This window comes from Streptomyces sp. NPDC045968, assembly GCF_056430475.1.
On sequence record NZ_JBWKLF010000004.1, the window covers coordinates 204139 to 225976 of the forward strand.

Below are 21838 nucleotides of genomic sequence, written 5' to 3' on the forward strand. Positions count from 1 at the left end.
CGGTCCGGTGTGTGAGCTGGAGGGGACGGTCGCGTGAGCGAGATACCTGGGACAGCGGGCGACATCGTGTGGCAGAGCAGCCCACCTGGCTCGATCTATGACTACGTCAGGATCGCCTCCTTCTCGATCGGGCCCGACGGGCTGATCGAGCAGTGGAGCCGGCGCGCCGCCGGTCTGTTCGGCATGGCCTCCGACGAGGTGGTGGGCAGGGACCCGGTCGAGGCGTTCATGCCTGCCGAGCTCCGGGACGAGGGCCGCCGGAGAGTCGCCGAGATCCTCGACGGCAAGGAGTGGACGGGCTTCGTCCCGTTCCGGATGCCGGGTGAGGACGGCGCGCACGGCGTCGCCGAGATCTATGTCATGCCGAGTGAGACGGCGACCGGGGAACGGGCCGCGCTCTGCATCGTGGTCGACGTCCGGGCCCTTCGTCTGATCGAAACGGACCTCGCGGCATCCCAGGCGATATTCGGCCAATCTCCTTTCGGTTTCGTGCTGTTCGGTACGGACTTCACCGTCGTACGGGCCAACCAGCGGTTCGCCACCGTCTTCGGCGGGCAGGCCGACGACCACCGCGGGCGCACGGTCGACGACTACCTCTCCGGCCCCGAGGCCGACCGGCTCTCCAGGACCCTGAAGCGTGTGCTGGAGACCGGGGAGGCCGTCACCGACCTCCAACTCGTGGGCAACGCGCCCGGCGCCGGTGACGGCCGCCACTGGTCGATGAACCTCTACCGCGTGCACAGCGGGGCCGGGCGTCCCGTCGGTGTCGCGGGGCTGGCCACCGACGTCACCCGGCGGCACATGGCCGCCCGCGAGGCGGCGAGCGCCCGCCGCAACCTCGCCCTTCTCAACGAAGCCGGCGCGCGCATCGGCAACTCCCTGGACCTGGAGACCACCGCCCGCGAACTCCTCGATGTGGCCGTGCCCGGCTTCTGTGACCTCGCTTCCGTCGATCTGTACCAAGGTCTGCTGACGGGCGAAGAGGCACCGCCCGGCAGCTGGGGCTCACGCGACCAGGAGGCCGGCGGCTCCGCCGAACTGCGCCGGGTCGCCATGGCCAGCGCCGTGTCCGACGCGCTGTCGGCCACCGAACCGGAGAGCGCCGCGCCCGACGGGCACACCGGCCCGCCGGCCCTCGGCTCGGTCCACCGCTATCCGTTCAACTCGCCCTGCGCCGTCGCCCTGCGCACCGGACACGTCGAGAACGTGCCCGGCGACGACAGCAGCTTCGTCCACTCCACACTCGCCGTACCGATGGTCGCCCACGACACGGTCGTCGGCCTCGTCCAGTTCTCCCGGACGAAGGGCAGCGAATCCTTCGGCGAGCGCGACCGGGCGCTGGCCACCGAACTGGCCGCCCGGGCCGCCGTCTGTATCGACAACGCCCGCCTCTACCGCCGCGAGCACGAACGGGCCCTGATACTCCAGCGCAGCCTGCTCCCCCCGGGCGACCCCGAGGCCGCAGGCCTCGACATCGCCTGCCGCTATCTGCCGGGCAATACGGCCACCGAGGTCGGCGGCGACTGGTTCGACGTCATCGAACTCCCCGGCCACCGCACCGCCCTCGTGGTCGGCGACGTCATGGGCCGCGGTCTGCGGGCCGCGGTCGCCATGGGAGAGCTGCGCACCGCCGTACGCACACTGGCCCTTCTCGACCTGGAACCCGCAGAGGTGCTGTCCGCCCTCGACGAGGTCGCCCGCGGCCTCGGCACCCCCGGAGGCGGCGACCGGAGCGCCGGCTTCGGCGGAGGGGGCGGCGCCCAGTGGCCGTCGCGTGCCGCGCACAAGTCCCGTGAGGCGGACCTCTCCGAGGTCTATCTGGCGACCTGTGTGTACGCCGTCTACGACCCGGTCACCCGTCGGTGCACCTTCGCCAACGCCGGTCACCTGCCTCCTGTCGTGGTCGAACCGGGCGAACCGGCACTGCTGCTCGACGTCCCGCCCGGGATGCCGCTCGGCGTCGGCGGCGAACCCTTCGAGGAAGTCGAGGTGGAGCTGAGGGAGGGCGCCCTCCTCGCCCTCTACACGGACGGCCTCGTCGAATCCCGCGACCATCCGCTCGACGAGGGCCTGGAAGCCCTCCGCAAGGCCCTCGCCTCACCGGTCAGGCCGTTGGAAGACGTCTGTGACCATGTGCTGACGACACTGGACACCCGCCACGGCGAGGACGACATAGCCCTGCTGATGGCCCGCATCCAGGGTCTGCCGGCGGACGCGATCGGCGACTGGCGCCTGCCGCGCGAACCGCGTTCCGTCGGGCGTGCCCGCGAACTGGCCCGCACCCAGCTGCTCGCCTGGGACCTGGACGACCTGGTCGACACCACCGAACTGCTCGTCAGCGAACTCGTCACCAACGCGCTGCGGTACGGCGAGGGCGAGATCCGGCTCAGGCTGCTGCGCGACCGTACGCTCGTGTGCGAGGTATGGGACGCGGGCCTCGTCCAGCCACGGCGACGGCGAGCACGCGACACGGACGAGGGCGGGCGCGGGCTGCAACTGGTCGGACTGCTGAGCGCGGCGTGGGGGTCGCGGCGGACCCCGCGCGGCAAGACGGTCTGGTTCGAACTGGCCCTGCCCGACGGAGCGCCCGCCGCCGAGCTCTCGGTCGACCAACTGCTGAGCATGTACTGAGCACGTGCGGGGTCCCCCTCTCGGAGAGTTCAGGGTGTCTTCAGCGCGGCGAGGCGGGCTTCGATCTCGGCGCTGTCGCCCAGGCTGTCCAGTTGTTCGAACTGGGCGTCCAGTGACGAGGCGGCGAGCTCCTGCTTGCCCACGGCTCTGGCCTCTTCCCGCCGCACCTTGTCCTCGAAGCGGCTGAGCTCGCTCGTGGGGTCGAGGACGTCGATGCTCTTCACGGCGTCCATCATCTGGTTCTGCGCCTGCGCGGACTTGGCCCGCGCCACGAGCTCGTCCCGCTTGGACGTGAGCTGTGTCAGCTTCGATTTCATCTGATCGAGGCCGGATTTGAGCTTGTCGACGACCTCGGTCTGCGAGGCGATGGTCGGCTCCGCGGTCTTGGCCTCCTTCTCCGCCTGGAGCTGGCGGCCCAGCGCGACCTTCGCCAGGTTGTCGAACTTGTCCGCGTCGGGGGCCGAGCCCGCGCCGCGCAGTTCGTCGGCCTTCCTGCTGGCGGCGAGAGCCTTCTGGCCCCACTCCCTGGCCGCGTCGACATCCTCCCGGTGGTCCTGCTCCATCAGCCGCAGATTGCCGATGGTGGCGGCGACCGCCTGCTCGGCCTCCGCGATATTGCTCGTGTAGTCGCGGATCAGCTGGTCCAGCATCTTCTGCGGGTCCTCCGCCTGGTCCAGCAGGGCGTTGATGTTGGCCTTCGCCAGCTGCGTGACGCGGCCGAGGACGGTCTGCTTGGGCATGGCACCTCTCCTTGGGTGAAGAACGACTGACGAAAAACGACGGACACCTGGCGTGGAAACGGCAGCCCGGAGCGAAGGACGACTCGTGCGCCCCGGTCAGAAACGCCCGCCTCCACCCCTGCGGCCGCGCGTGCCCCCGCCGCCGAAACTGCCGGGACCGCCGCCGAACCCGCCGCCCCCGGAACCCCCGAACCCCCCTCCGAAACCGCCGCCCCGGCCCCCGCCGCCGAGGAGCCCGCCGAGGATGATTCCGCCCAGCACCGCCCCGTTCATCCCGCCTCCCCCTCCTTGTGCACCGCCCGGTCCGATCTGGTCCCCATAGCCGCGCACATCCTGTTCGGCCAGGCTCTGGGCCTGACCGGCCAGCGCGTCCGCCTGCTGCGCCTCGACCAGTGCGGCCTGCGGATCGTCCGACCCCGCCAGGTCCCGGGCCCGCTCCCACCGCCGCTGGGCCTCCGCCAGCCTGGTGCGGGCCTGGCTGCCCACGGCACCCCGGTGCGTGGTGATGAAGTCGGCGGCGGCCCCGATCGTGGAACGTGCGGTGAGCATCGCCTGATCGAGGAGCGAGCGGGCCCGGAGGCTTCCCTGCTCCTGTTCACGGGCCCCCGCCAGTGCCTCGTCGAGCGCGGCGTCCGCTTCCTCGACCCTGCGCAGTGCGTCGATCGGGTCGTACGGACCGGCTGCCAGCTCTGCTCGTACGTCCGCGAGCACTGCCTCGGCACGGGCGATCCGGCCGCGCAGATCGGCGGTCGACACCCCCGCGGAAGTGCCTTCGAGGAGCCCGCCGGCATCCGCCAGGTCCGTTTCGGTCTCGGTGAGCGAGCCCGGCAGCCTGCCCGCGGCCTCCGCGAGTTCCGTGGCGCGCCGGTCCACGGCGTCGACGAGCGTGGTGGCCTGCCCGACCGCGCCCTCGGCCGCCCGTACGTATACGGCGGCTTTGGAGTTGTCCCCGCTGTCCACGGCCTGGCGGGCCTCGTTGAGGCTGGAGGTCGCGAAGAGGAGCCGGTCCTTGGCCTGTTCGATACCGCTCGCGACGGGGGCGGCGGCCGACTCCGCGTACCGGCTGCGCATGCCCGTGAGGGTCGCCTCCGCCGTGGAGACCCGGCCCGCGAGCTCCCGGAAGGCCGACTCGACGGCGGCCAGGGCCTGCGGAGCGGTGCGTTCGAGGGCCCGGAGCCGGTCGAAGTCCTCCGACACGGTGTCCAGGCGTTCATTGGCGTCCGCGCAACGGCTGATGATCTCGTCGAGCATCCGCCGGCGCGTGGCGTCGTCCTCCGGGAAGGCGTCGTCGAGCTGCTGCCGCAACCGGAACGCGGCCGTCAGCTCCGTCTTGGCACGGGTGACCGCTTCCGTGAACGGGAGCGCGGTCTCCTCCCCGAACTGCGCGGTGGCAAATCCGAGTTCCTCCTCACTCGTGCGCACCGCGTCATCCGTGTCCACCAGCACTTCCTTGGCCCGCGCGTCGAGCTCCGGCAGCGGAGTCGGTGGCTTCGCACCCGCGGCTGTTCCTGATCCCCAGCCGGCCGCGGCGGGAGTGGTGCGGCCCGAAGCGCGCCGCTTGCGCCGCGTGTAGGCGTACGCGGCGACCGCGCCGGCCCCGCCGACGAGTACCAGCGGCAGGATCAGGTCCCCGGCGTCGCTGCCGTCGGAACTGCCCGTTCCGGGATCGGCGGGGCCCGGAGTGAGGGTCGGGGTGGGCACGGGCTGCCCGGCCAGCACCGCGGAGTAGCCGTTGGCGGCTCCGATGGCGGCGCCCGCCCAGTCGTTCGCCGTGAGGGCGGGCTCGATGGCGGTGCTCGCCACGTCCCGCAGCTGCTCGTCGGTGAGCCGTGATCCCGCGTCGACCGAATAGGCGTACTGCCGGTCGTGCGTGGCGACGGCCAGCAGCACGTCCTCCTGCCCGAGGCCGTTGCGGTTGGCCGTCTCATCGGCCCAGGTCTGCGCGGACCGGCCGGAGAAGTCGCGTACGTACACGACGAAGAGCTGGACACGGCGGTCCTGGTAGAGCGCGTCGAGGGCGGCCTCCACCGGTTCCTCGCGGTCTCCGGTCGCCCCCACCCTGTCGGTGATCTGTCCGTCGCGGGACAGGGTCACGGGGTCGTCGGCGCGTGCGGCCGGTGCGGGGGGCAGGATCAGCCAGCACACCGCGATCAAGGCGGTGAGGAGGGCTCTGCCGAATCCGGGCATCCGGGTACGACTCGCAGGCGGCATCACATGTGGGAGATTATGTCCGGCTTTGCATGGCCGCGACCCGGAGCACCCGCCAGGGGCGCGGGGTCCCAGCTGTCGCGGGTGCGGGCCCGGGTGGTGCGGTGCGGGAGCCGGCGGTCGTCAGGTTCCGACGGCTCCCGCACGCGAGGGAGCCGTCAGGTGGCTCCCTGTCCTGTGGCCGGGGTCAGCCGGCGATGCGCGGCAGTTCCCGGGTGCGGCCGAGAGAGCCGAGCCAGACGGCGGAGGGCCTGGCGCTGCGCTCGAAGGTTTCGAGGTCGACGGCGATCAGGCCGAAGGTGGGCTTGAAGGAGCCCCACTCGTAGTTGTCCAGCGCGCTCCATGCCAGGTAGCCCTGGATATTGAGGCCGTCCTCCAGAGCGGAGGCGACCTCGTCGAGCGCTCCGGCGTAGTAGTCGACGCGGCGGGCGTCGTCGGAGGTGGCGATGCCGTTCTCGGTGACGATCAGGGGCATGTCGCTGCCGATGACGGCGGCGGTGTGGCGCAGGGCATGGCCGACGGCGGAGGGGTAGTACTCCCACTGGGTCAGCGTGCGCTCGACGTCGTCGGGCGCGGGGACCGGACCGTCGGGGCCGATCCTGGTGCGGGTGTAGGACTGCACACCGATCCAGTCGTCGCCGCGCGCCGCCTCGATGAAGACGTCCTCGCGCGGGTGACGGTAGGCGGCCGTGACGTCTTCCGCGCCGGGAAGCGCCTGGTAGACCTGGTTGGCGATGGTCCATCCGACCTGGATGCCCGCGTCGATCGCCCTGACCTCCTTCACGGCCGCGTGGTGGGCGGCTATGACGGCCTGAGTGGTCTCGTCGTCCGGAGTCGGGAGCCCGGCCGGGGGGAAACCGGTCTCGCCGCTCCTGGCCTGGCCGGCCATCACCGCGATCATGTTCGGCTCGTTGATGGTGCAGACGTGGCCGACGCCTTCGGAGATCACCGGTGCGCAGGCCGCGACGTAGCGGGCGAAGAGCTCGGTGGCACCCTCGGCGGTCCAGCCGCCCCGCGCCTCGAACCACTGCGGCACGGTGAAGTGGTGCAGGGTGACCATCGGGCGCAGGCCGCGTTCGATGGCGCCCTCGACCATGCGGCGGTAGTGAGCGAGCTCGGCCCGGGAGAACTGCCCCTCGGCCGGCTCGATGCGCGCCCACTCGATGGAGAACCGGTAGTCGGTGAAGCCCAGTCCGGCCAGCGTGTCCATGTCCTCGCGCCAGCGGTGGTAGCTGTCGCAGGCGTCCAGACTGGGCTCCTGGATGTGGGTGCCGGTGGAGTGCTCCTTGACCCACCAGTCGCTGTTGGTGTTGTTGCCCTCGATCTGATGGGCGGCCGTGGAGGCTCCCCACAGGAAACCTTCGGGGAACGGGACCGGGGTGTGCGTCATCGCGAAATGTCTTTCTGGTGCGTGAAGGGGTGTGACCGCCGGTGGTGCGGGGTGCGGTCTCGTACGTGTGCGTGGGGCGGCCCGGGCGGGCTACTTCATGCCCGCCGTGGCGATGCCCTGGGTGAAGTGCCGCTGCAGTGCGATGAACAGGACCAGCACCGGCAGCACGACCAGGAAGGCTCCGGCCATCAGCATGCCGTTGGAGCCGCCGGCCTTGTTGGGGTCCGTGGCGAAGGTCGCGAGCGCCACCGGGAGCGTGTAGGTGTCCGGGTCGTTGGTCGCGATGAGCGGCCAGACGAAGTTGTTCCAGGAGCCGAGGAAGGTGAAGATCGACAGTGTCGCGAGGGCGGGCTTCACCAGCGGCATCACGATCCGCCAGAAGATGTACCACTCGCCGGCGCCGTCCATCCGGGCCGCTTCCAGCAGCTCGTCCGGGATCGACTGCATGAACTGCCGCATCAGGAAGACACCGAAGGCGCCCGCGGCGAACGGCAGCACCAGGCCGGCGTACGTGTCGATCAGCTGGAGCTTGCTCATCAGTACGAAGAGCGGCAGCAGCATCAGGTTGCCGGGGACCATCAGGGCCCCGAGGACCAGGCCGAAGATCTTGTTCCGGCCGACGAAGTTCAGCTTGGCCAGCGCGTAGCCGAGCATCGAGCAGAACACCAGGTTCGAGACGGTGACGAGGACCGCGACGATCACCGAGTTCATGAAGTACAGCGGCAGGTTCAGCTTGTCGAGCAGTTCCCGGAAGTTCGCCAGGGTCCATTCGGTTGGAATCCACACCGGCGGGCTGGCCGACAGTTCACTCGTCGTCTTGAAGGCCGAGAGGGCCATCCAGAGGAACGGTGCCGACATGACCAGCAGGCCGAGCGACAGCAGGACATAGACGAGCGGACGCTTCGGGTTCCGGGGCTTGTGTCCGCCCCCGGGCTTCTTCAGCGGCGCCTTCCGCACGGCACCGGGTGCATTGCTGGCGCTCATTTGGTGTTGTCCTTCAGCAGTCGGAGCTGGAGCACCGTGATGCCCATGATCACTACGAAGAGGACATACGCCATGGCGCTCGCATAGCCCATGTGGAAGAAGTTGAATCCCTCGCGGTACATGTTCAGCGAGACGGTGAGAGTGGAGTCGGACGGGCCGCCCTGCGTCATCACGAACGGCTCCTCGAAGACATTGAGGTAGCCGATGGTGGTGATCACCGTGGCGTAGAGCAGCGTGGGCCGCAGCAGGGGCACCGTGATGCCGCGGAACTCCTGCCAGGCACCGGCGCCGTCGAGCCTGGCGGCTTCCCGGACCTCCGTGGGAATGGCCTGGAGACCCGCGATGAAGAGCACCATGACCGTGCCCACGTTGCGCCAGACCGCCATCGCGATCATCGAGGGCATGGCGAGCGTCTCCGAACCGAGGAAGTCGGGTGCGGTGAGACCGGCCTCGGAGAAGAGGCCCGCGATCAGCCCGTCGCTCGGGTCGAGCACGAACCGCCAGACCACGGCGACAGCGACGATGGTCGTGACCACCGGGGCGTAGAAACCGACGCGGAAGAAGGTCCGTGCCCGGTCGATGCCGTTGTTCAGCAGTACGGCGACGACCAGTCCGAGAGCAATCGTCAGGGGGACACCGATGACCACGAAGTACGCCGTGTTGAAGAGCGACGTGAGGAACTTCTCGTCGCTGAACAGGTTGACGTAGTTCTCGAAGCCGATGAAATTCGCGTCCAGCGGGCGGGTGACGTTGCGCAGCCCGAAGTCCGTGAAGCTCATCAGCAGGGTGGCCAGGATCGGGAACGCCATGAAGACGGTGAAGAGGACGAGGAAGGGGGTGGAGAACAGCCAGCCGGCCGCGTTCTGCACGCCCATCGAAGCCTTCCTGCGGCCTTGGCGCCCCTGGCGGTTCCCGGCCCCGGTGCCCGGGGACCAGGACGCCTCCGGCCCGGCCGTCACCTTGGCCGGCTGCGCGGCCTTTCCGGTCGTGGTGCTCATGGCTCCTACTTCACGAGCCCTTCGATCTCGGACTGCGCCGTCTTCAGCGCGTCCTCGGCGGAAGCCTTGCCCTGCGTCACCTTCGCGATGGCCTGGTCGACCTTGTCGGTGATCTCGGTCCACTTGGCGAGGGTCGGCGAGGACTTGGCGGTGTCCATCTGCTTCTTGAACACCTGGAGGCCGGCGTCCTCGGCGAGTGCGCCGGAGGTCCAGGCCGAGGTGTTCGCGGGCAGGTCCTTGGAGCGCTCGTACCAGTCGGCCTGGCCCTTGGTGTCGGTGAGGTACTTGATGAACTCCGTGGCTGCGGCCTTGTGCTCGCTGTCCTTGGAGATCACCAGCGAGGAGCCGCCGGCCATGGAGACGGAGGACGCGTCGGCGGGCACGTTGGCCACGGCCCACTTGCCCTTGATCTGGGGCTGGCCCTCGTTGAGGAGGGTCACGTGCCAGGGACCGCCGAAGAACATCGGGACCCGGCCGTTGCCGAAGTCCTTCACCACGTCGTAGCCGGGCTGCACGGACTTGTTGGAGAGGCCCTTGTCGAAGTACGAGCCGTACTCGTCGAGCGCCCTGACGGCTTCGGGGCTGTCGATGACGGCTTCGCCCTTGTCATTGACGATCTCGCCGCCGGCCGAGTACAGGAAGGAGTAGAAGTTCTGCACCGTGTCCAGGCCGCTGGGCTGGATGGACAGGCCCCACTTGGTTCCCGCCTTCTTCTGGTAGGCGGTGGCGAGGTCCCGCATCTCCTGCCAGTCGGCCGGAGCCTTGTCGACGCCGGCCTTCTCGGCGAGGTCGGTGCGGTAGTAGAGCACGCGGGTGTCGACGTACCACGGCACGCCGTACGCGGTGCCGTCCACCTCGCCCTGGTTCCAGCCGGCCGGGAAGAAGTCGTCCTTGTCGAAGACCTTGGTGTCGACGGGTTCCAGGACACCGAGTTCGGAGAACTCGCCCAGGTAACTGCCGCCCATCTGCGCCACGTCCGGCATGGTTCCCGCCGCGGCGGCGGAGACCAGCTTCTGATGGGCGACGTCCCAGCCGACCGGGGTCACCTTGACGGTGATGTTCGGGTTGGCCTTCTCGTAGACCTTGGCCACATCCGCGAGCTTCTCGCCCTCGGCCCCCATGGCCCAGACGGTGAGCGTCTGCTTCTTGTCCGCGGCGACGTCGTCGCCCCCGGAGCTGCCGCAGGCGGTGATGCCGAAGGCGAGGGCGACTGCGATGCCGGCGGAGACGGTTCTGGCGGTGCGGGACATGGAGGGCTCCTCCTTGAGCAATCCGGATGTATGCGCTGCCTGTAAGCGCATACATCACTCTGCGGCAGGCGTTCGGGAATCCGCAAGAGGGTGCTGGGTCACACTCGTGCAACGCGCCGGACATCTGATTGTTCAACTTCGAACGTTAAGTGCGCTGTAGGGGTATATGAAGCCGATGTGACTGATTCCGCAGGGTTGTGCGAGGCGCCGAAAACGTTGTGCGAGAGGCCGGAGCGGCGGTCTAGGGTCCGGGCCATGGCTTCGTTCGCACATGACTTCCCGTTCGATCCGGCCCACGGGCGCGAGCTGGACGAACTGCTGGGTGTCCCCGCCCCGGAGGCCCCCGACGACTTCGCGGTGTTCTGGCAGGAGCAGTACGAGAGGGCGCGGGAGGTCGAGACCGCACCCGAGCTCGGCCCGGTCGAGGACGAGCGCGACGGTGTGCGGATCCACGGCGTGACGTACAGCTCCGTGGGCGGGATACGTGTGGGTGGCTGGGTGGCCCTGCCCACCGATGGGCCGGCCGGGCACGGATTCGTCATCGGGCACGGTTACGGGGGCCGGGACCGGCCGGGCCCCGATGTGCCGCTGCCCCTGCCGCGGTCCGCCGCGATCCTGCCGTGCGTACGGGGCATGGGGAGCCGGGGTCTGTGGGCCGGTATCCCGGAGGTCGCCGCCGGGCACGTCCTGCACGGCGTCGGGTCGCGCGACACCTACGTGATCGGCGGCTGCGTCGCCGATGTCTGGTGCGCCGCGTCCGCGCTGGCGGAGCTCGTACCGGGTCTCGGACGGCTCGGGTATCTGGGGGAGAGCTTCGGGGGCGGGCTGGGGGCCCTCGCACTGCCCTGGGACGAGCGGTTCGCCGCGGCGCAGCTGACGGTGCCGACGTTCGGCAACCACCCGTTGCGCCTCACGCTGCCGAGTGTCGGCAGTGCCGAATCGGTGCGGGAGCATCACCGGGACCACCCCGAGGTCACCGGCGTGCTGCGGTACTTCGACGCGGCGACCGCCGCCGCGTGCCTGCGGACGCCGACACTGGTCGCCGCCGCGCTGTTCGACCCGGCGGTGCCGCCGCCCGGGCAGTTCGCCGTGTACAACGCGCTGGCCGGCGTACGGGAGCTGCAGGTGCTGAGCGCGGGGCACTTCACGTACGAGGAGCTCGCGGCGGAGACGGCGGAGCTGCGCGAGAACCGGCGGCGATTCTTCGGGGAGTGGCTGGGGAGATGATCCGGCGGTGGCCGCGCTGCCGTCGCCCGCCGTACGCCCATCCCGTCGCCCCGCCGACGTTCGTCCCGTCACCGAGCCCGGCGTCCGTCCGGTCGGCCGGGCGCGGCGTCCGTGCGGTCGCCGAGCCGCCGCGGGCGTGGCCCGTCAGCCGCAGCCGCAGCTGGCTCTGTGGGCCATGGAGACGGGCAGTTCCAGGGTGACCGGTTCGCGGTCGCGGTCGGCGAGGCGGCGTACCAGGAGTTCGACGGCCTGTTCGCCCAGTTGTCGTATGGGCTGCCGTACGGTCGTCAGCGTCGGCCGTACGATCCGGCTCAGCGGAATTCCGTCGAAGCCCGTCACCGCGATGTCCTCGGGCACCCGCACCCCGCGACGTTCCAGTGCGTACAGCGCGCCCACGGCCATCTGGTCGTTGGCGAACAGCAGCGCCTCCGGCCCTTCGCCGTCCGCCGCCCGGTCCAGCAGCGCTTCGGCGGTCCGTGCGCCCTCGGCCTGCGTCATCATCTCGGCCCGCAGCGCGGGCTCGTCCGGCACCGGCAGCCCGGCTTCCCGGCAGGCCTCACGGAAGCCGCGGAAACGTGCCTCGGCGTCGGGCGAATTCGCCTCGCCGCCGATGAAGGCAAGCTTGCGCAGCCCGTGGTCCTGGATGAGGTGGCGGGCGAGCTCCCGTTCGCCGTCGGCGTTGGCCACCACGATGTGGTCGAGGTGGTCGATCTCGCGCGGGCCGGCGAGCATCACGACGGGCAGCCGTCGCGATATCACTTCGAGGTCCGAGGTCGGCACGGTCTGCGCCAGAACGGCGAAGCCGTCGACCCGGCCCGCCACCTTGGCGACGAGGCTCTCCGGGCCGCCGTCCAGGGACGCCGCGATCAGCAGGGCGTACCCGTGCCGGCGGGCGGCCCGCTCCATGCCCCGGATGATCTGGTCGGAGTAGAGCATGGCCGCGTCGTCGTCGTCCGCGTCGGAGACCGCCGCGGCGGTCTCCGCATCGGGGTCGGAGTAGTCGGGAAAGCAGAGGCCGAGCACCCCGGTGGTGCGGCTGGCCAGCCCCCGGGCGTTCCCGCTCGGCACGTATCCGAGCTCGCGGGCCGCCTCCAGGACCCGCTCACGGGTCTGGGCCCGTACGGAATCCGGGTTGCGGTAGACCCGGGAGACCGTGGCGATGGAGACGCCCGACCGCTCCGCGACGTCGTACACCGTGGGGGCGCTCACTCGACCGACCGTCCGCTTCTTCACTCGTAGCGACGCGCCTGATGCGTGTGCTGACTGCTGGCTGCTCTGCTGACTCTGTACTGATTGATTGTGCTGCTCACTCGGCGCCGATCTTGCTGCGCAACCGGCTTTTGAAAGCGCATTCACCCTAGATTGCAAGCTGGCGGGCGGGCAAGGCCATCCGGTGTGGCGCTCACCGCGCTCACCGCGCTCACCGCGCCCGCCGCGCTCGCCGTGCGGGCTGCCGCGGCGCCCTCACGTCCCGTCGCGGCGGCGGCCGATCTTGTTGCCCAGCCAGACCAGCGGATCGTACTTCCGGTCCGCGGCGCGCTCCTTCAGCGGGATCAGAGCGTTGTCCGTGATCCTGATGTTCTCGGGGCACACCTCCGTACAGCACTTGGTGATGTTGCAGTAGCCCAGACCGTGTTCGTCCTGAGCCGTCGCCTTCCGGTCGAGGCCCGACGCGGCGGCCGCGTCCAGGGGATGCATGTCCAGTTCGGCCACCCGCATCAGGAAGCGCGGACCGGCGAACGACGCCTTGTTCTCCTCGTGGTCGCGCACCACATGACAGGTGTCCTGGCACAGGAAGCACTCGATGCACTTGCGGAACTCCTGCGAGCGTTCCACGTCGACCTGCTGCATCCGGTAGTCACCCGCCTGCACGCCCTCAGGCGGCACGAAGGCCGGCACTTCCCGCGCCTTGGTGTAGTTGAACGTCACGTCCGTCACGAGATCGCGGACGACGGGGAAGGCCCGCAGCGGTGTGACGGTGATCGTCTCCTGGCGGTCGAACACCGACATCCGGGTCATGCACAGCAACCGCGGCCGGCCGTTGATCTCCGCGCTGCACGATCCGCACTTGCCCGCCTTGCAGTTCCAGCGGACCGCGAGATCGCCCGCCTGGGTGGACTGGATGCGGTGGATGATGTCGAGGACGACTTCGCCGTCGTTCACCTCGACCGTGTAGTCCGCCAGGTCGCCGCCGCCGGTGTCCCCGCGCCAGACCCGGAACCGCGCGTCGTAGCCGCTCACTCGTACAGCTCCTCTTCGGCGAGGTACTTGACCAGCTCTTCCTTCTCGAACAGGGCGAGCAGATCCGGACGGATGGGGTCGGTCGACGTCTTCACGAGCTCGATCCGGCCACGCAGTGGGTCCTCCGGCGCGCCGCCGTCCCCGGCCGTGCGCTCCTCCTCCGGGCCGGCCAGCCGGCACAGCAGGTTCACCGGGCGCCAGGAGCGTTCCATCGTGGGGCAGTCCTCCCGGGTGTGGCCGCCCCGGCTCTCGGTACGCTCCAGCGCCGCCCGTGCGACGCACTCGCTGACCAGCAGCATGTTCCGCAGGTCCAGCGAGAGGTGCCAGCCGGGGTTGAACTGCCGGTGGCCCTCGACCGCGGCGCGGCGCGCCCGTGCGCGCAGCCCGGCCAGCCTCTCCAGGGCCTGTGCCATCTCGGGCGCGCGGCGGATGATGCCGACCAGGTCGTTCATCGTCTGCTGGAGTTCCTGGTGCAGGGTGTACGGATTCTCCGGTGCGGCCCCGTCCTCCAGATCCTCCGCGGCGAACGGACGCAGGGCTTCCGCAGCCGCCGCGTCGATCTGTTCCTCGTCCACGGCCGGGAGGGCGGAGAGCCCCGCCGCGTACTCGGCGGCGTGCAGCCCCGCGCGCCGCCCGAAGACGAGCAGGTCGGAGAGGGAGTTGCCGCCCAGCCGGTTGGAACCGTGCATGCCGCCCGCCACCTCGCCCGCCGCGTACAGCCCGGGTACGGCGAGGGCGGACGCGCTGTCGGACTCGACGGCGATCCCGCCCATCACGTAGTGGCAGGTCGGCCCGACCTCCATCGCCTCGGCCGTGATGTCGACGTCGGCCAGCTCCTTGAACTGGTGGTACATCGAGGGCAGCCGGCGGCGGATGGTGTCCGCGGGCATCCGGGTCGACACATCCAGGAACACCCCGCCGTGCGGTGAACCGCGGCCCGCCTTCACCTCGGCGTTGATGGCACGCGCGACCTCGTCGCGTGGCAGCAGCTCGGGCGGGCGGCGGTTGTGGTCCGGGTCCTCGTACCAGCGGTCGCCCTCCTCCTCCGACTGCGCGTACTTCTCCTTGAACACATCGGGGACGTAATCGAACATGAACCGCTTGCCCTCGGAGTTGCGCAGCACCCCGCCGTCTCCGCGCACCGACTCGGTGACGAGGATCCCCTTCACCGACGGCGGCCAGACCATGCCGGTCGGATGGAACTGCACGAACTCCATGTTCAGCAGGGGCGCGCCGGCCAGCAGGGCGAGGGCGTGGCCGTCGCCGGTGTACTCCCAGGAGTTCGAGGTCACCTTGAAGGACTTGCCGATGCCGCCGGTGGCGAGGACGACCGCGGGCGCTTCGAGCACGAAGAAGCGGCCGGACTCGCGCTCGTAGCAGAAGGCGCCGCTGACCCTCTCGCCGTCCTTCAGGACCCTGGTGACCGTGCACTCCTGGAAGACCTTCAGACGGGCCTCGTAGTCGCCGGTCTCCTTGAAGTCCTCCTGTTGCAGCGCGACGATCTTCTGCTGGAGCGTGCGGATCAGTTCGAGGCCGGTACGGTCCCCGACGTGGGCGAGCCGCGGGTACTCATGGCCGCCGAAGTTGCGCTGGGAGATCCTGCCGTCGGGCGTGCGGTCGAAGAGCGCGCCCCAGGTCTCCAGTTCCCAGACCCGGTCGGGTGCCTCCTTGGCGTGCAACTCGGCCATCCGCCACTGGTTGAGGAACTTCCCGCCGCGCATGGTGTCGCGGAAGTGCACCTGCCAGTTGTCCCCGGAGTTCACATTGCCCATGGACGCGGCGATGCCGCCCTCCGCCATGACGGTATGGGCCTTGCCGAAGAGCGATTTGCAGATGACGGCGGTACGGGCACCGCGCTCCCGGGCCTCGATCGCGGCCCGCAGGCCGGCGCCGCCGGCTCCGACCACCACGACGTCCCACTGCTGCCGTTCGAGCTCAGTCATTCAGAAAAACCTCGGATCGTCGAAAGCACCGGACGCGACGAGATAGACGTAGAAGTCGGCCACCGCCACGCTGATGAGGGAGGCCCAGGCCAGCTGCATGTGCCGGCCGTTGAGCTTCCCGGCCCAGCCCCAGAGCCGGTAGCGCACAGGGTGCTTGGAGAAGTGCCGCAGCCGGCCGCCGATGACGTGGCGGCAGGAGTGGCAGGAGAGGGTGTACGCCCAGATCAGGGTGATGTTCACCAGGAGGATCAGCGAGCCGAGACCCATGTGTCCCCAGGCGTAGTGCTCGTCGCGGAAGGCGAGCACGGTGTCGTACGTGAGGATTCCGGCGACCGGGAGCGCCGCGTAGAAGAAGTACCGGTGCATGTTCTGCAGGATCAGCGGGAAGCGGGTCTCGCCGGTGTACGAGGTGTGCGGCTCGGCGACCGCGCAGGCGGGGGGCGAGGCCCAGAAGCCGCGGTAGTACGCCTTGCGGTAGTAGTAGCAGGTCAGCCGGAAGCCCAGCGGGAAGATCAGGACGATCAGGGCGGGGGAGAGACCCCACCAGCTCCCGAATATCTCCCAGTTGGGACCCGAGCGCATCGGCGCGCAGTTCTCGGCCAGACAGGGCGAGTAGAACGGCGAGACGTACGGGGCGGCGTAGTAGTCGGCGTTGGCGAAGGCCCGCCAGGTCGAGTAGACGATGAAGGCGAGCAGCCCTCCCGCCGTCGCGGCGGGCGCCGCCCACCAGCGGTCGGTGCGCAGATGCCGGGCGGTGATCGCGGCGCGCGAGGGGTGGCGGACGCCGGCGCCGGTCGCCGCCGTGCGCGGGGGTTGCGTGCCTGGTTCCGTGCCGGTGGCCAAGGAGTGCTCCTCGGGACTGGGTGGCTGGGCCGTGGAGGGGCCGGCCCGTCGTGCGGATCAGGTCCTTGTGCGGATCAGGTCCTGGGCCGTGTGACGGAAGGGCCTAGGGGGCGTGTCTGCCGCGGACGCCCAGACCTTCGTCGTCCGAGTCCGTCCACAGCGTGGCGTCGTACGGCGCCTCGGTGATGGTGACCATGTCGGCGGGGTGGCCCGGGCAGCCGGCCCGGCCCGCCGCGTCCTCGCGCAGACGCGCGAGGCTGCGTTCCAGCCGTCCGACGGTGCGGACCAGATCGTCGAGGCAGTGCTGAACAGCCGTCAATTCATCGTGCAGGGACATGACTTGCCCTCACTTCCGCGATGGCGGGTGGCAATGCTCATGCGCATGCGAGTGTCGCGCGTCACATCTGGTTTGGGAAGGGAGTGCGCGCCTCCTGTCTCGTACGGCGGGGGCGGGGCGGCCCCCCGGGCCGTTCCGCCGCCCGGGTGAGGTTCACGGCGCGCCGCGCCGTGTCTGCGCCGCCTCTCGCGCGAAGGCGCCTTCAGTGGATGGACGGAACCAGTGTGATCAACTGCAAATGCCACCAAACACGAAGAATCCGGTCCATTCCGGTACGGGGTGGACCGGGCCGGCCCCGGAGGTATCAGCCATGTCCCACGTCGGCGTCCCGCGCGGGACGGCCCGAAAGCGCCGCTCCCTCGCGCTCCTCACGACGGGTGTGCTCACGATCCCGGTGCTGGCCGGATGCAGCTCGGGCAGTGAGGAGACCTCCTCGGTGGCCGTCCCCCAGGACATCGCCCCGGCCGCCCGGGACCTGGTGCGGGACGGTGGCACGGTCAACTGGGCGATCGACTCGATGCCCAGCACCCTCAACGCCTATCAGGCGGACGCCGACGGTTCGACCGCGCGTGTCACCGGCGCCCTGCTGCCCTCGCTCTTCCCGATGGACGCCAAGGGAACACCGCGGCTCAACCCGGACTATCTGGAGTCCGCGAAGATCATCGAGCGGGAACCCAAGCAGGTCGTGCTCTACAAGCTCAACCAGCAGGCGGTGTGGAGCAACGGGCGGGAGATCGGAGCCCCCGACTTCGTCGCCCAGTGGCGCGCGCTGAGCGGCAAGGACTCGGCGTACTGGACCGCCCGCAACGCCGGCTACGAGCGGATCGAGAAGATCGAGCGCGGCAGCGACGACCTCCAGGTCCGGGTGACCTTCGCCAAGCCGTACGCGGACTGGCGCTCGCTCTTCTCTCCGCTCCTCCCCAAGGAGGTCACCGGCTCCCCGGACACCTTCAACGACGGGGCGCGCACCGCGCTCAAGGTCACCGCGGGACCGTTTCAGCTGCGCAGTGTGAGCAAGACCAAGGAACAGCTTACTCTCGACCGCAACCCGCGCTGGTGGGGCGACGAGCCCAAGCTCGACACGCTCGTATTCCAGGCGGTCAAGCCCGGTGACCGTGCCGACGCGCTGGCCGAGGGCACCGTGGACGTCGCGGACGTCGACGCCGCCGCCGCGCACCGTATCGCCCTCGCCGCCCGCGACGGCGGCGGCAACGGACAGCCGCTCACCCACGGACCGGGCGCCGCCCTCACCCCCGCCGCCGCGCTGCGGTCCTGGGCGCTGGCCCACGGCTCGGACGAGGAGCAGGCGGAGGTCGCACAGGCCGCCCGCGAGAGGAACCGGGAAGCCGTCGCCGCGTACGCCGCCGAACAGAAGTCCCTGCGCGACTACGTCGTACGCAAGTCCCTGGAGCCCTCCTACACGCAGCTCGCCCTCAACGGCGAGTCAGGGCCGCTCTCGGACGACCGGGTACGCCGCGCGGTGGCCCGTGCCCTGGACCGCCAGGAGCTCGCGGAAACCGTCCTGAAGCCACTCGGGCTGCCCGCGGAGCCGCTCGGCAGCCACCTGGCCCTGACGGGGCAGCCCGGTTACAAGGACGGCAGCGGCGCACTCGGTGACCAGGACACCAAGGAGGCGCAGGCACTGCTGGCCGACGCGGGCTGGACGCACGGCGGAGCGGTGGAGAAGCCCAAGGACACCAAGGCGGGCAGCGAGGCCGACAAGAAGAAGGCGCCGGAGAAGGGGAAGGCCGGCGAGAAGGACGCCGACGAGGCGCCGGAAGAGAAGGAGGGGGAGAAGGCGGAGGAGAAGCAGGACAAGGCTGACAAGGCGGACAAGGACGAGAACGGCGAGAAGGCCGAGAAGAACGACACCGCCGACCGGGCGGGTGACACCGGCCGCGACGAGGGCATGTACATCGTCGGCCAGGACGACAAGCCGGGCGAGCGCCGCGACGAGGGCCCCGCCAGCCGCATCCTCGCCCCCGCCCCCGCCGCCGGCGTCCAGAGCGCCGCCCTGCTGCGCCAGGCGAGCCTCTTCACGGCAGCCACAGCAGCCCGACCGGTCGCGGACCCCAAGGACAACGACAACGGCGACTCCGCCGCCGACGCCTCCAAGGTCACCGCCCAGGACAAGAAGCCCGGAGGCGCCGCCGGTGCCTACGCCCCCGTCGGCACTGCGGCCCCCGCGCCGGCCTCCGTCCGTGGCCCGCTGGGCAAGGACGGGGTGCCGCTGTCCCTGCGTTTCGTCCTCCCGTCCGGTCCCGGGTCCCAGGCGCTCCGCAGTGTCGGCGAGAAGATCGCCGCGATGCTGGAATCGGTCGGCATCCGTACGGAGATCACGAAGGTCGACGACGACAGCTACTTCAAGGACCACATCGCTTCCGGCGACTACGACCTGGCGCTGTACTCCTGGCCCGCGAGCGCGTTCCCGGCGACCGACGGCCGGCCGATCTTCGCGAAGCCCGAGCCCGCCACCGACGGATCACTGCTGGTCGAGCAGAACTACACCCGGGTCGGTACCGACCACATCGACCAGCTCTTCGACCAGGCGGTGGCCGAACTCGACGAGGGTGCCGCCCGTGATCTGATGAAGCAGGCCGACGCACGGATCTGGGCCGCGGCAGGATCGATTCCGCTCTACCAGCGTCCGCAGCTGGTGGCGGCCGACAAGAAGCTCGCCAACGTCGGCGCCTTCGGCTTCGCCGCCCCCCATTACCAGGACATCGGCTTCAAGAAGCCGCAAGCCGCAGGTTCCCCCGCGAACCGTAAGAAGTAGCAGGTCAAGGCAGCATTGCGGACTGTCTGAAGCTCAGAAGCAGCTCAATTCCCTTGCCCGCCGGACCCTCGGCGGGCAAGGTGGTTCATGCCCTGACCCGGGCTGTTCGTCCTCCCCACACCCCCCACCGGTGAGCGCGATCTCCTCCCGCGCTCGCCCATGTTTCCCCACATTTTTCGCGCCCCGATCCGGGCGTGGACCAGCCGAGTAATGACTTAATACCGGCTGAATATCGGCTGAATACCGCTCTCGCGGATCGGGCCGGGAAGCCCCGGACGCGTGGGGCCCGTACCATTGGACTAGCCGTGGCGTGTCCGCCCGGCGGGCGTACGAGGACTCGAGACCGACTGAGACGCCTGATCCCACGATCCGAGAGAAGCGCAAGCCACCCATGCCCACGCGCCACGACATCCGTAACGTAGCCATCGTCGCCCACGTCGACCACGGCAAGACCACGCTGGTCGACGCCATGCTCAAGCAGGCCGGCGCCTTCGCCGCGCACGCCGCGGAGCACCTCGACGATCGCATGATGGACTCGAACGACCTGGAGCGTGAGAAGGGCATCACGATCCTGGCCAAGAACACGGCCGTCAAGTACCACCCGAAGGATGGCGGAGACGTCATCACCATCAACATCATCGACACCCCGGGCCACGCCGACTTCGGCGGCGAGGTCGAGCGCGGTCTGTCGATGGTGGACGCGGTCGTGCTGCTCGTCGATGCCTCCGAGGGCCCGCTCCCGCAGACCCGGTTCGTGCTCCGCAAGGCGCTCACCGCCAAGCTGCCGGTCATCCTCTGCATCAACAAGACCGACCGCCCGGACTCCCGGATCGCCGAGGTCATCGACGAGACGTACGACCTCTTCCTGGACCTGGACGCCGACGAGGACCAGATCGAGTTCCCGATCGTCTACGCCTGCGCCCGTGACGGCGTCGCCTCGCTGACGAAGCCGGAGGACGGCACGGTCCCGCCGGACAGCGACAGCCTGGAGCCCTTCTTCAGCACGATCCTGTCCGCGGTCCCGGCCCCGGAGTACGACGAGGACGCCCCCCTCCAGGCCCACGTCACCAACCTGGACGCCGACAACTTCCTCGGCCGTATCGCGCTCTGCCGTGTCGAGCAGGGCGAGCTGCGCAAGGGCCAGACGGTCACCTGGATCAAGCGTGACGGTACGCAGTCCAACGTCCGCATCACCGAGCTGCTGATGACCGAGGCGCTCACCCGCAAGCCGGCCGAGATGGCCGGGCCGGGCGACATCTGTGCCATCGCCGGTATCCCGGACATCATGATCGGCGAGACCCTGGCCGACCCCGAGAACCCGATCGCGCTGCCGCTGATCACGGTCGACGAGCCCGCCATCTCGATGACCATCGGTGCGAACACCTCGCCGCTGGTCGGCAAGGGCGGCAAGGGTCACAAGGTCACGGCGCGCCAGATCAAGGACCGCCTCGACCGCGAGCTGGTCGGTAACGTCTCGCTGCGTGTCCTGGACACCGAGCGTCCCGACGCGTGGGAGGTCCAGGGCCGCGGTGAGCTCGCCCTGGCCATCCTGGTCGAGCAGATGCGCCGTGAGGGCTTCGAGCTGACCGTCGGCAAGCCGGAGGTCGTCACCAAGCAGGTCGACGGCAAGACGCACGAGCCGATCGAGCGCATGACCATCGACTCGCCCGAGGAGCACCTCGGCGCCATCACGCAGCTGATGGCGACCCGCAAGGGCCGCATGGAGACGATGACGAACCACGGTTCGGGCTGGGTCCGCATGGAGTGGATCGTGCCGTCCCGCGGCCTCATCGGCTTCCGTACGGAGTTCCTGACGCAGACCCGCGGTACGGGCATCGCGCACTCGATCTTCGAGGGCCACGAGCCGTGGTTCGGCGAGCTGCGCACCCGTCACAACGGTTCGCTGGTCGCGGACCGTTCGGGCACGGTGACGCCGTTCGCGATGGTCAACCTCCAGGAGCGCGGTGTCATCTTCACCGAGGCCGGCACCGAGGTCTACGAGGGCATGATCATCGGCGAGAACTCCCGCGCCGACGACATGGACGTGAACATCACCAAGGAGAAGAAGCTCACCAACATGCGTGCGGCTTCCGCGGACACCACCGAGAACGTGGTGCCCGCGCGCAAGCTCTCCCTGGAGCAGTCCCTGGAGTTCTGCCGCGACGACGAGTGCATCGAGGTGACCCCGGAGACCGTGCGTATCCGCAAGGTCGTCCTGGACGCCAAGCAGCGCGGCCGCACCGCCTCGCGCGCCAAGAACGGCTGACACG

General features: G+C 69.8%; 15 protein-coding genes. 4 read left to right on the plus strand and 11 right to left on the minus strand.

All coding sequences use genetic code 11. From position 1 onward, the window contains the following. Window positions 1-66 precede the first annotated feature (66 nt). Window positions 67-2631, plus strand: a complete 2565-nt coding sequence (locus AC07FA_RS13800) for a SpoIIE family protein phosphatase (RefSeq protein WP_479075930.1) — start codon at window positions 67-69, stop codon at window positions 2629-2631. Window positions 2632-2660: 29 nt separating this feature from the next. On the opposite strand, the gene AC07FA_RS13805 is transcribed toward AC07FA_RS13800, so the two are convergent. The 6 genes from AC07FA_RS13805 to AC07FA_RS13830 all read right to left on the minus strand — a co-directional run bounded on the left by AC07FA_RS13805 (window position 2661) and on the right by AC07FA_RS13830 (window position 10201). After that, entirely contained in the window at window positions 2661-3371 is a 711-nt protein-coding gene (locus AC07FA_RS13805) for a PspA/IM30 family protein (protein WP_479075439.1), read from the minus strand. Between the two features lie 96 nt (window positions 3372-3467). Continuing rightward, entirely contained in the window at window positions 3468-5582 is a 2115-nt protein-coding gene (locus AC07FA_RS13810; RefSeq protein ID WP_479075441.1) for a TPM domain-containing protein, read from the minus strand. A 184-nt stretch (window positions 5583-5766) separates the two neighbouring features. Further along, entirely contained in the window at window positions 5767-6969 is a 1203-nt protein-coding gene (locus tag AC07FA_RS13815) for a glycoside hydrolase family 1 protein (RefSeq protein ID WP_479075443.1), read from the minus strand. Window positions 6970-7059: 90 nt separating this feature from the next. Then, window positions 7060-7953, minus strand: a complete 894-nt coding sequence (locus AC07FA_RS13820; RefSeq protein WP_479075444.1) for a carbohydrate ABC transporter permease — start codon at window positions 7951-7953, stop codon at window positions 7060-7062. Then, window positions 7950-8951, minus strand: coding sequence for a carbohydrate ABC transporter permease (locus AC07FA_RS13825; RefSeq protein WP_479075446.1), 1002 nt, complete (start codon window positions 8949-8951; stop codon window positions 7950-7952). The genes AC07FA_RS13820 and AC07FA_RS13825 overlap by 4 nt, the downstream gene beginning before the upstream one ends. Before the next feature lie 5 nt (window positions 8952-8956). Then, the gene (locus AC07FA_RS13830; RefSeq protein WP_479075448.1) at window positions 8957-10201 is read right to left on the minus strand and encodes a sugar ABC transporter substrate-binding protein; all 1245 of its coding nucleotides are present in this window, start codon (window positions 10199-10201) and stop codon (window positions 8957-8959) included. A 255-nt stretch (window positions 10202-10456) separates the two neighbouring features. Here AC07FA_RS13830 and AC07FA_RS13835 point away from each other — a divergent pair, with 255 nt between their 5' ends. Next, entirely contained in the window at window positions 10457-11428 is a 972-nt protein-coding gene (locus AC07FA_RS13835; RefSeq protein WP_479075449.1) for an acetylxylan esterase, read from the plus strand. 144 nt (window positions 11429-11572) lie between these two features. Here AC07FA_RS13835 and AC07FA_RS13840 read toward each other — a convergent pair whose 3' ends face one another. From AC07FA_RS13840 to AC07FA_RS13860, 5 genes are all read right to left on the minus strand, one after another. Next, window positions 11573-12637, minus strand: a complete 1065-nt coding sequence (locus AC07FA_RS13840) for a LacI family DNA-binding transcriptional regulator (RefSeq protein WP_479075451.1) — start codon at window positions 12635-12637, stop codon at window positions 11573-11575. Window positions 12638-12892: 255 nt separating this feature from the next. Beyond that, a complete protein-coding gene (locus AC07FA_RS13845; protein WP_479075452.1) occupies window positions 12893-13669 on the minus strand; it encodes a succinate dehydrogenase/fumarate reductase iron-sulfur subunit in 777 nt (258 codons plus the stop codon). Beyond that, on the minus strand, window positions 13666-15612 hold the full coding sequence (locus tag AC07FA_RS13850; RefSeq protein ID WP_479075454.1) for a fumarate reductase/succinate dehydrogenase flavoprotein subunit: 1947 nt from the start codon (window positions 15610-15612) through the stop codon (window positions 13666-13668). The genes AC07FA_RS13845 and AC07FA_RS13850 overlap by 4 nt, the downstream gene beginning before the upstream one ends. After that, window positions 15613-16455, minus strand: a complete 843-nt coding sequence (locus AC07FA_RS13855; RefSeq protein WP_479075456.1) for a hypothetical protein — start codon at window positions 16453-16455, stop codon at window positions 15613-15615. A 103-nt stretch (window positions 16456-16558) separates the two neighbouring features. Next, window positions 16559-16792 (minus strand): hypothetical protein, encoded by a 234-nt coding sequence (locus AC07FA_RS13860; RefSeq protein WP_479075458.1) that lies wholly within the window; start codon window positions 16790-16792, stop codon window positions 16559-16561. 310 nt (window positions 16793-17102) lie between these two features. Here AC07FA_RS13860 and AC07FA_RS13865 point away from each other — a divergent pair, with 310 nt between their 5' ends. Both AC07FA_RS13865 and typA read left to right on the plus strand, forming a co-directional pair. Then, the gene (locus AC07FA_RS13865) at window positions 17103-19568 is read left to right on the plus strand and encodes an ABC transporter family substrate-binding protein (protein WP_479075459.1); all 2466 of its coding nucleotides are present in this window, start codon (window positions 17103-17105) and stop codon (window positions 19566-19568) included. Window positions 19569-19959: 391 nt separating this feature from the next. Next, window positions 19960-21834, plus strand: coding sequence for a translational GTPase TypA (gene typA / locus AC07FA_RS13870; RefSeq protein ID WP_479075461.1), 1875 nt, complete (start codon window positions 19960-19962; stop codon window positions 21832-21834). Window positions 21835-21838: the final 4 nt, after the last annotated feature.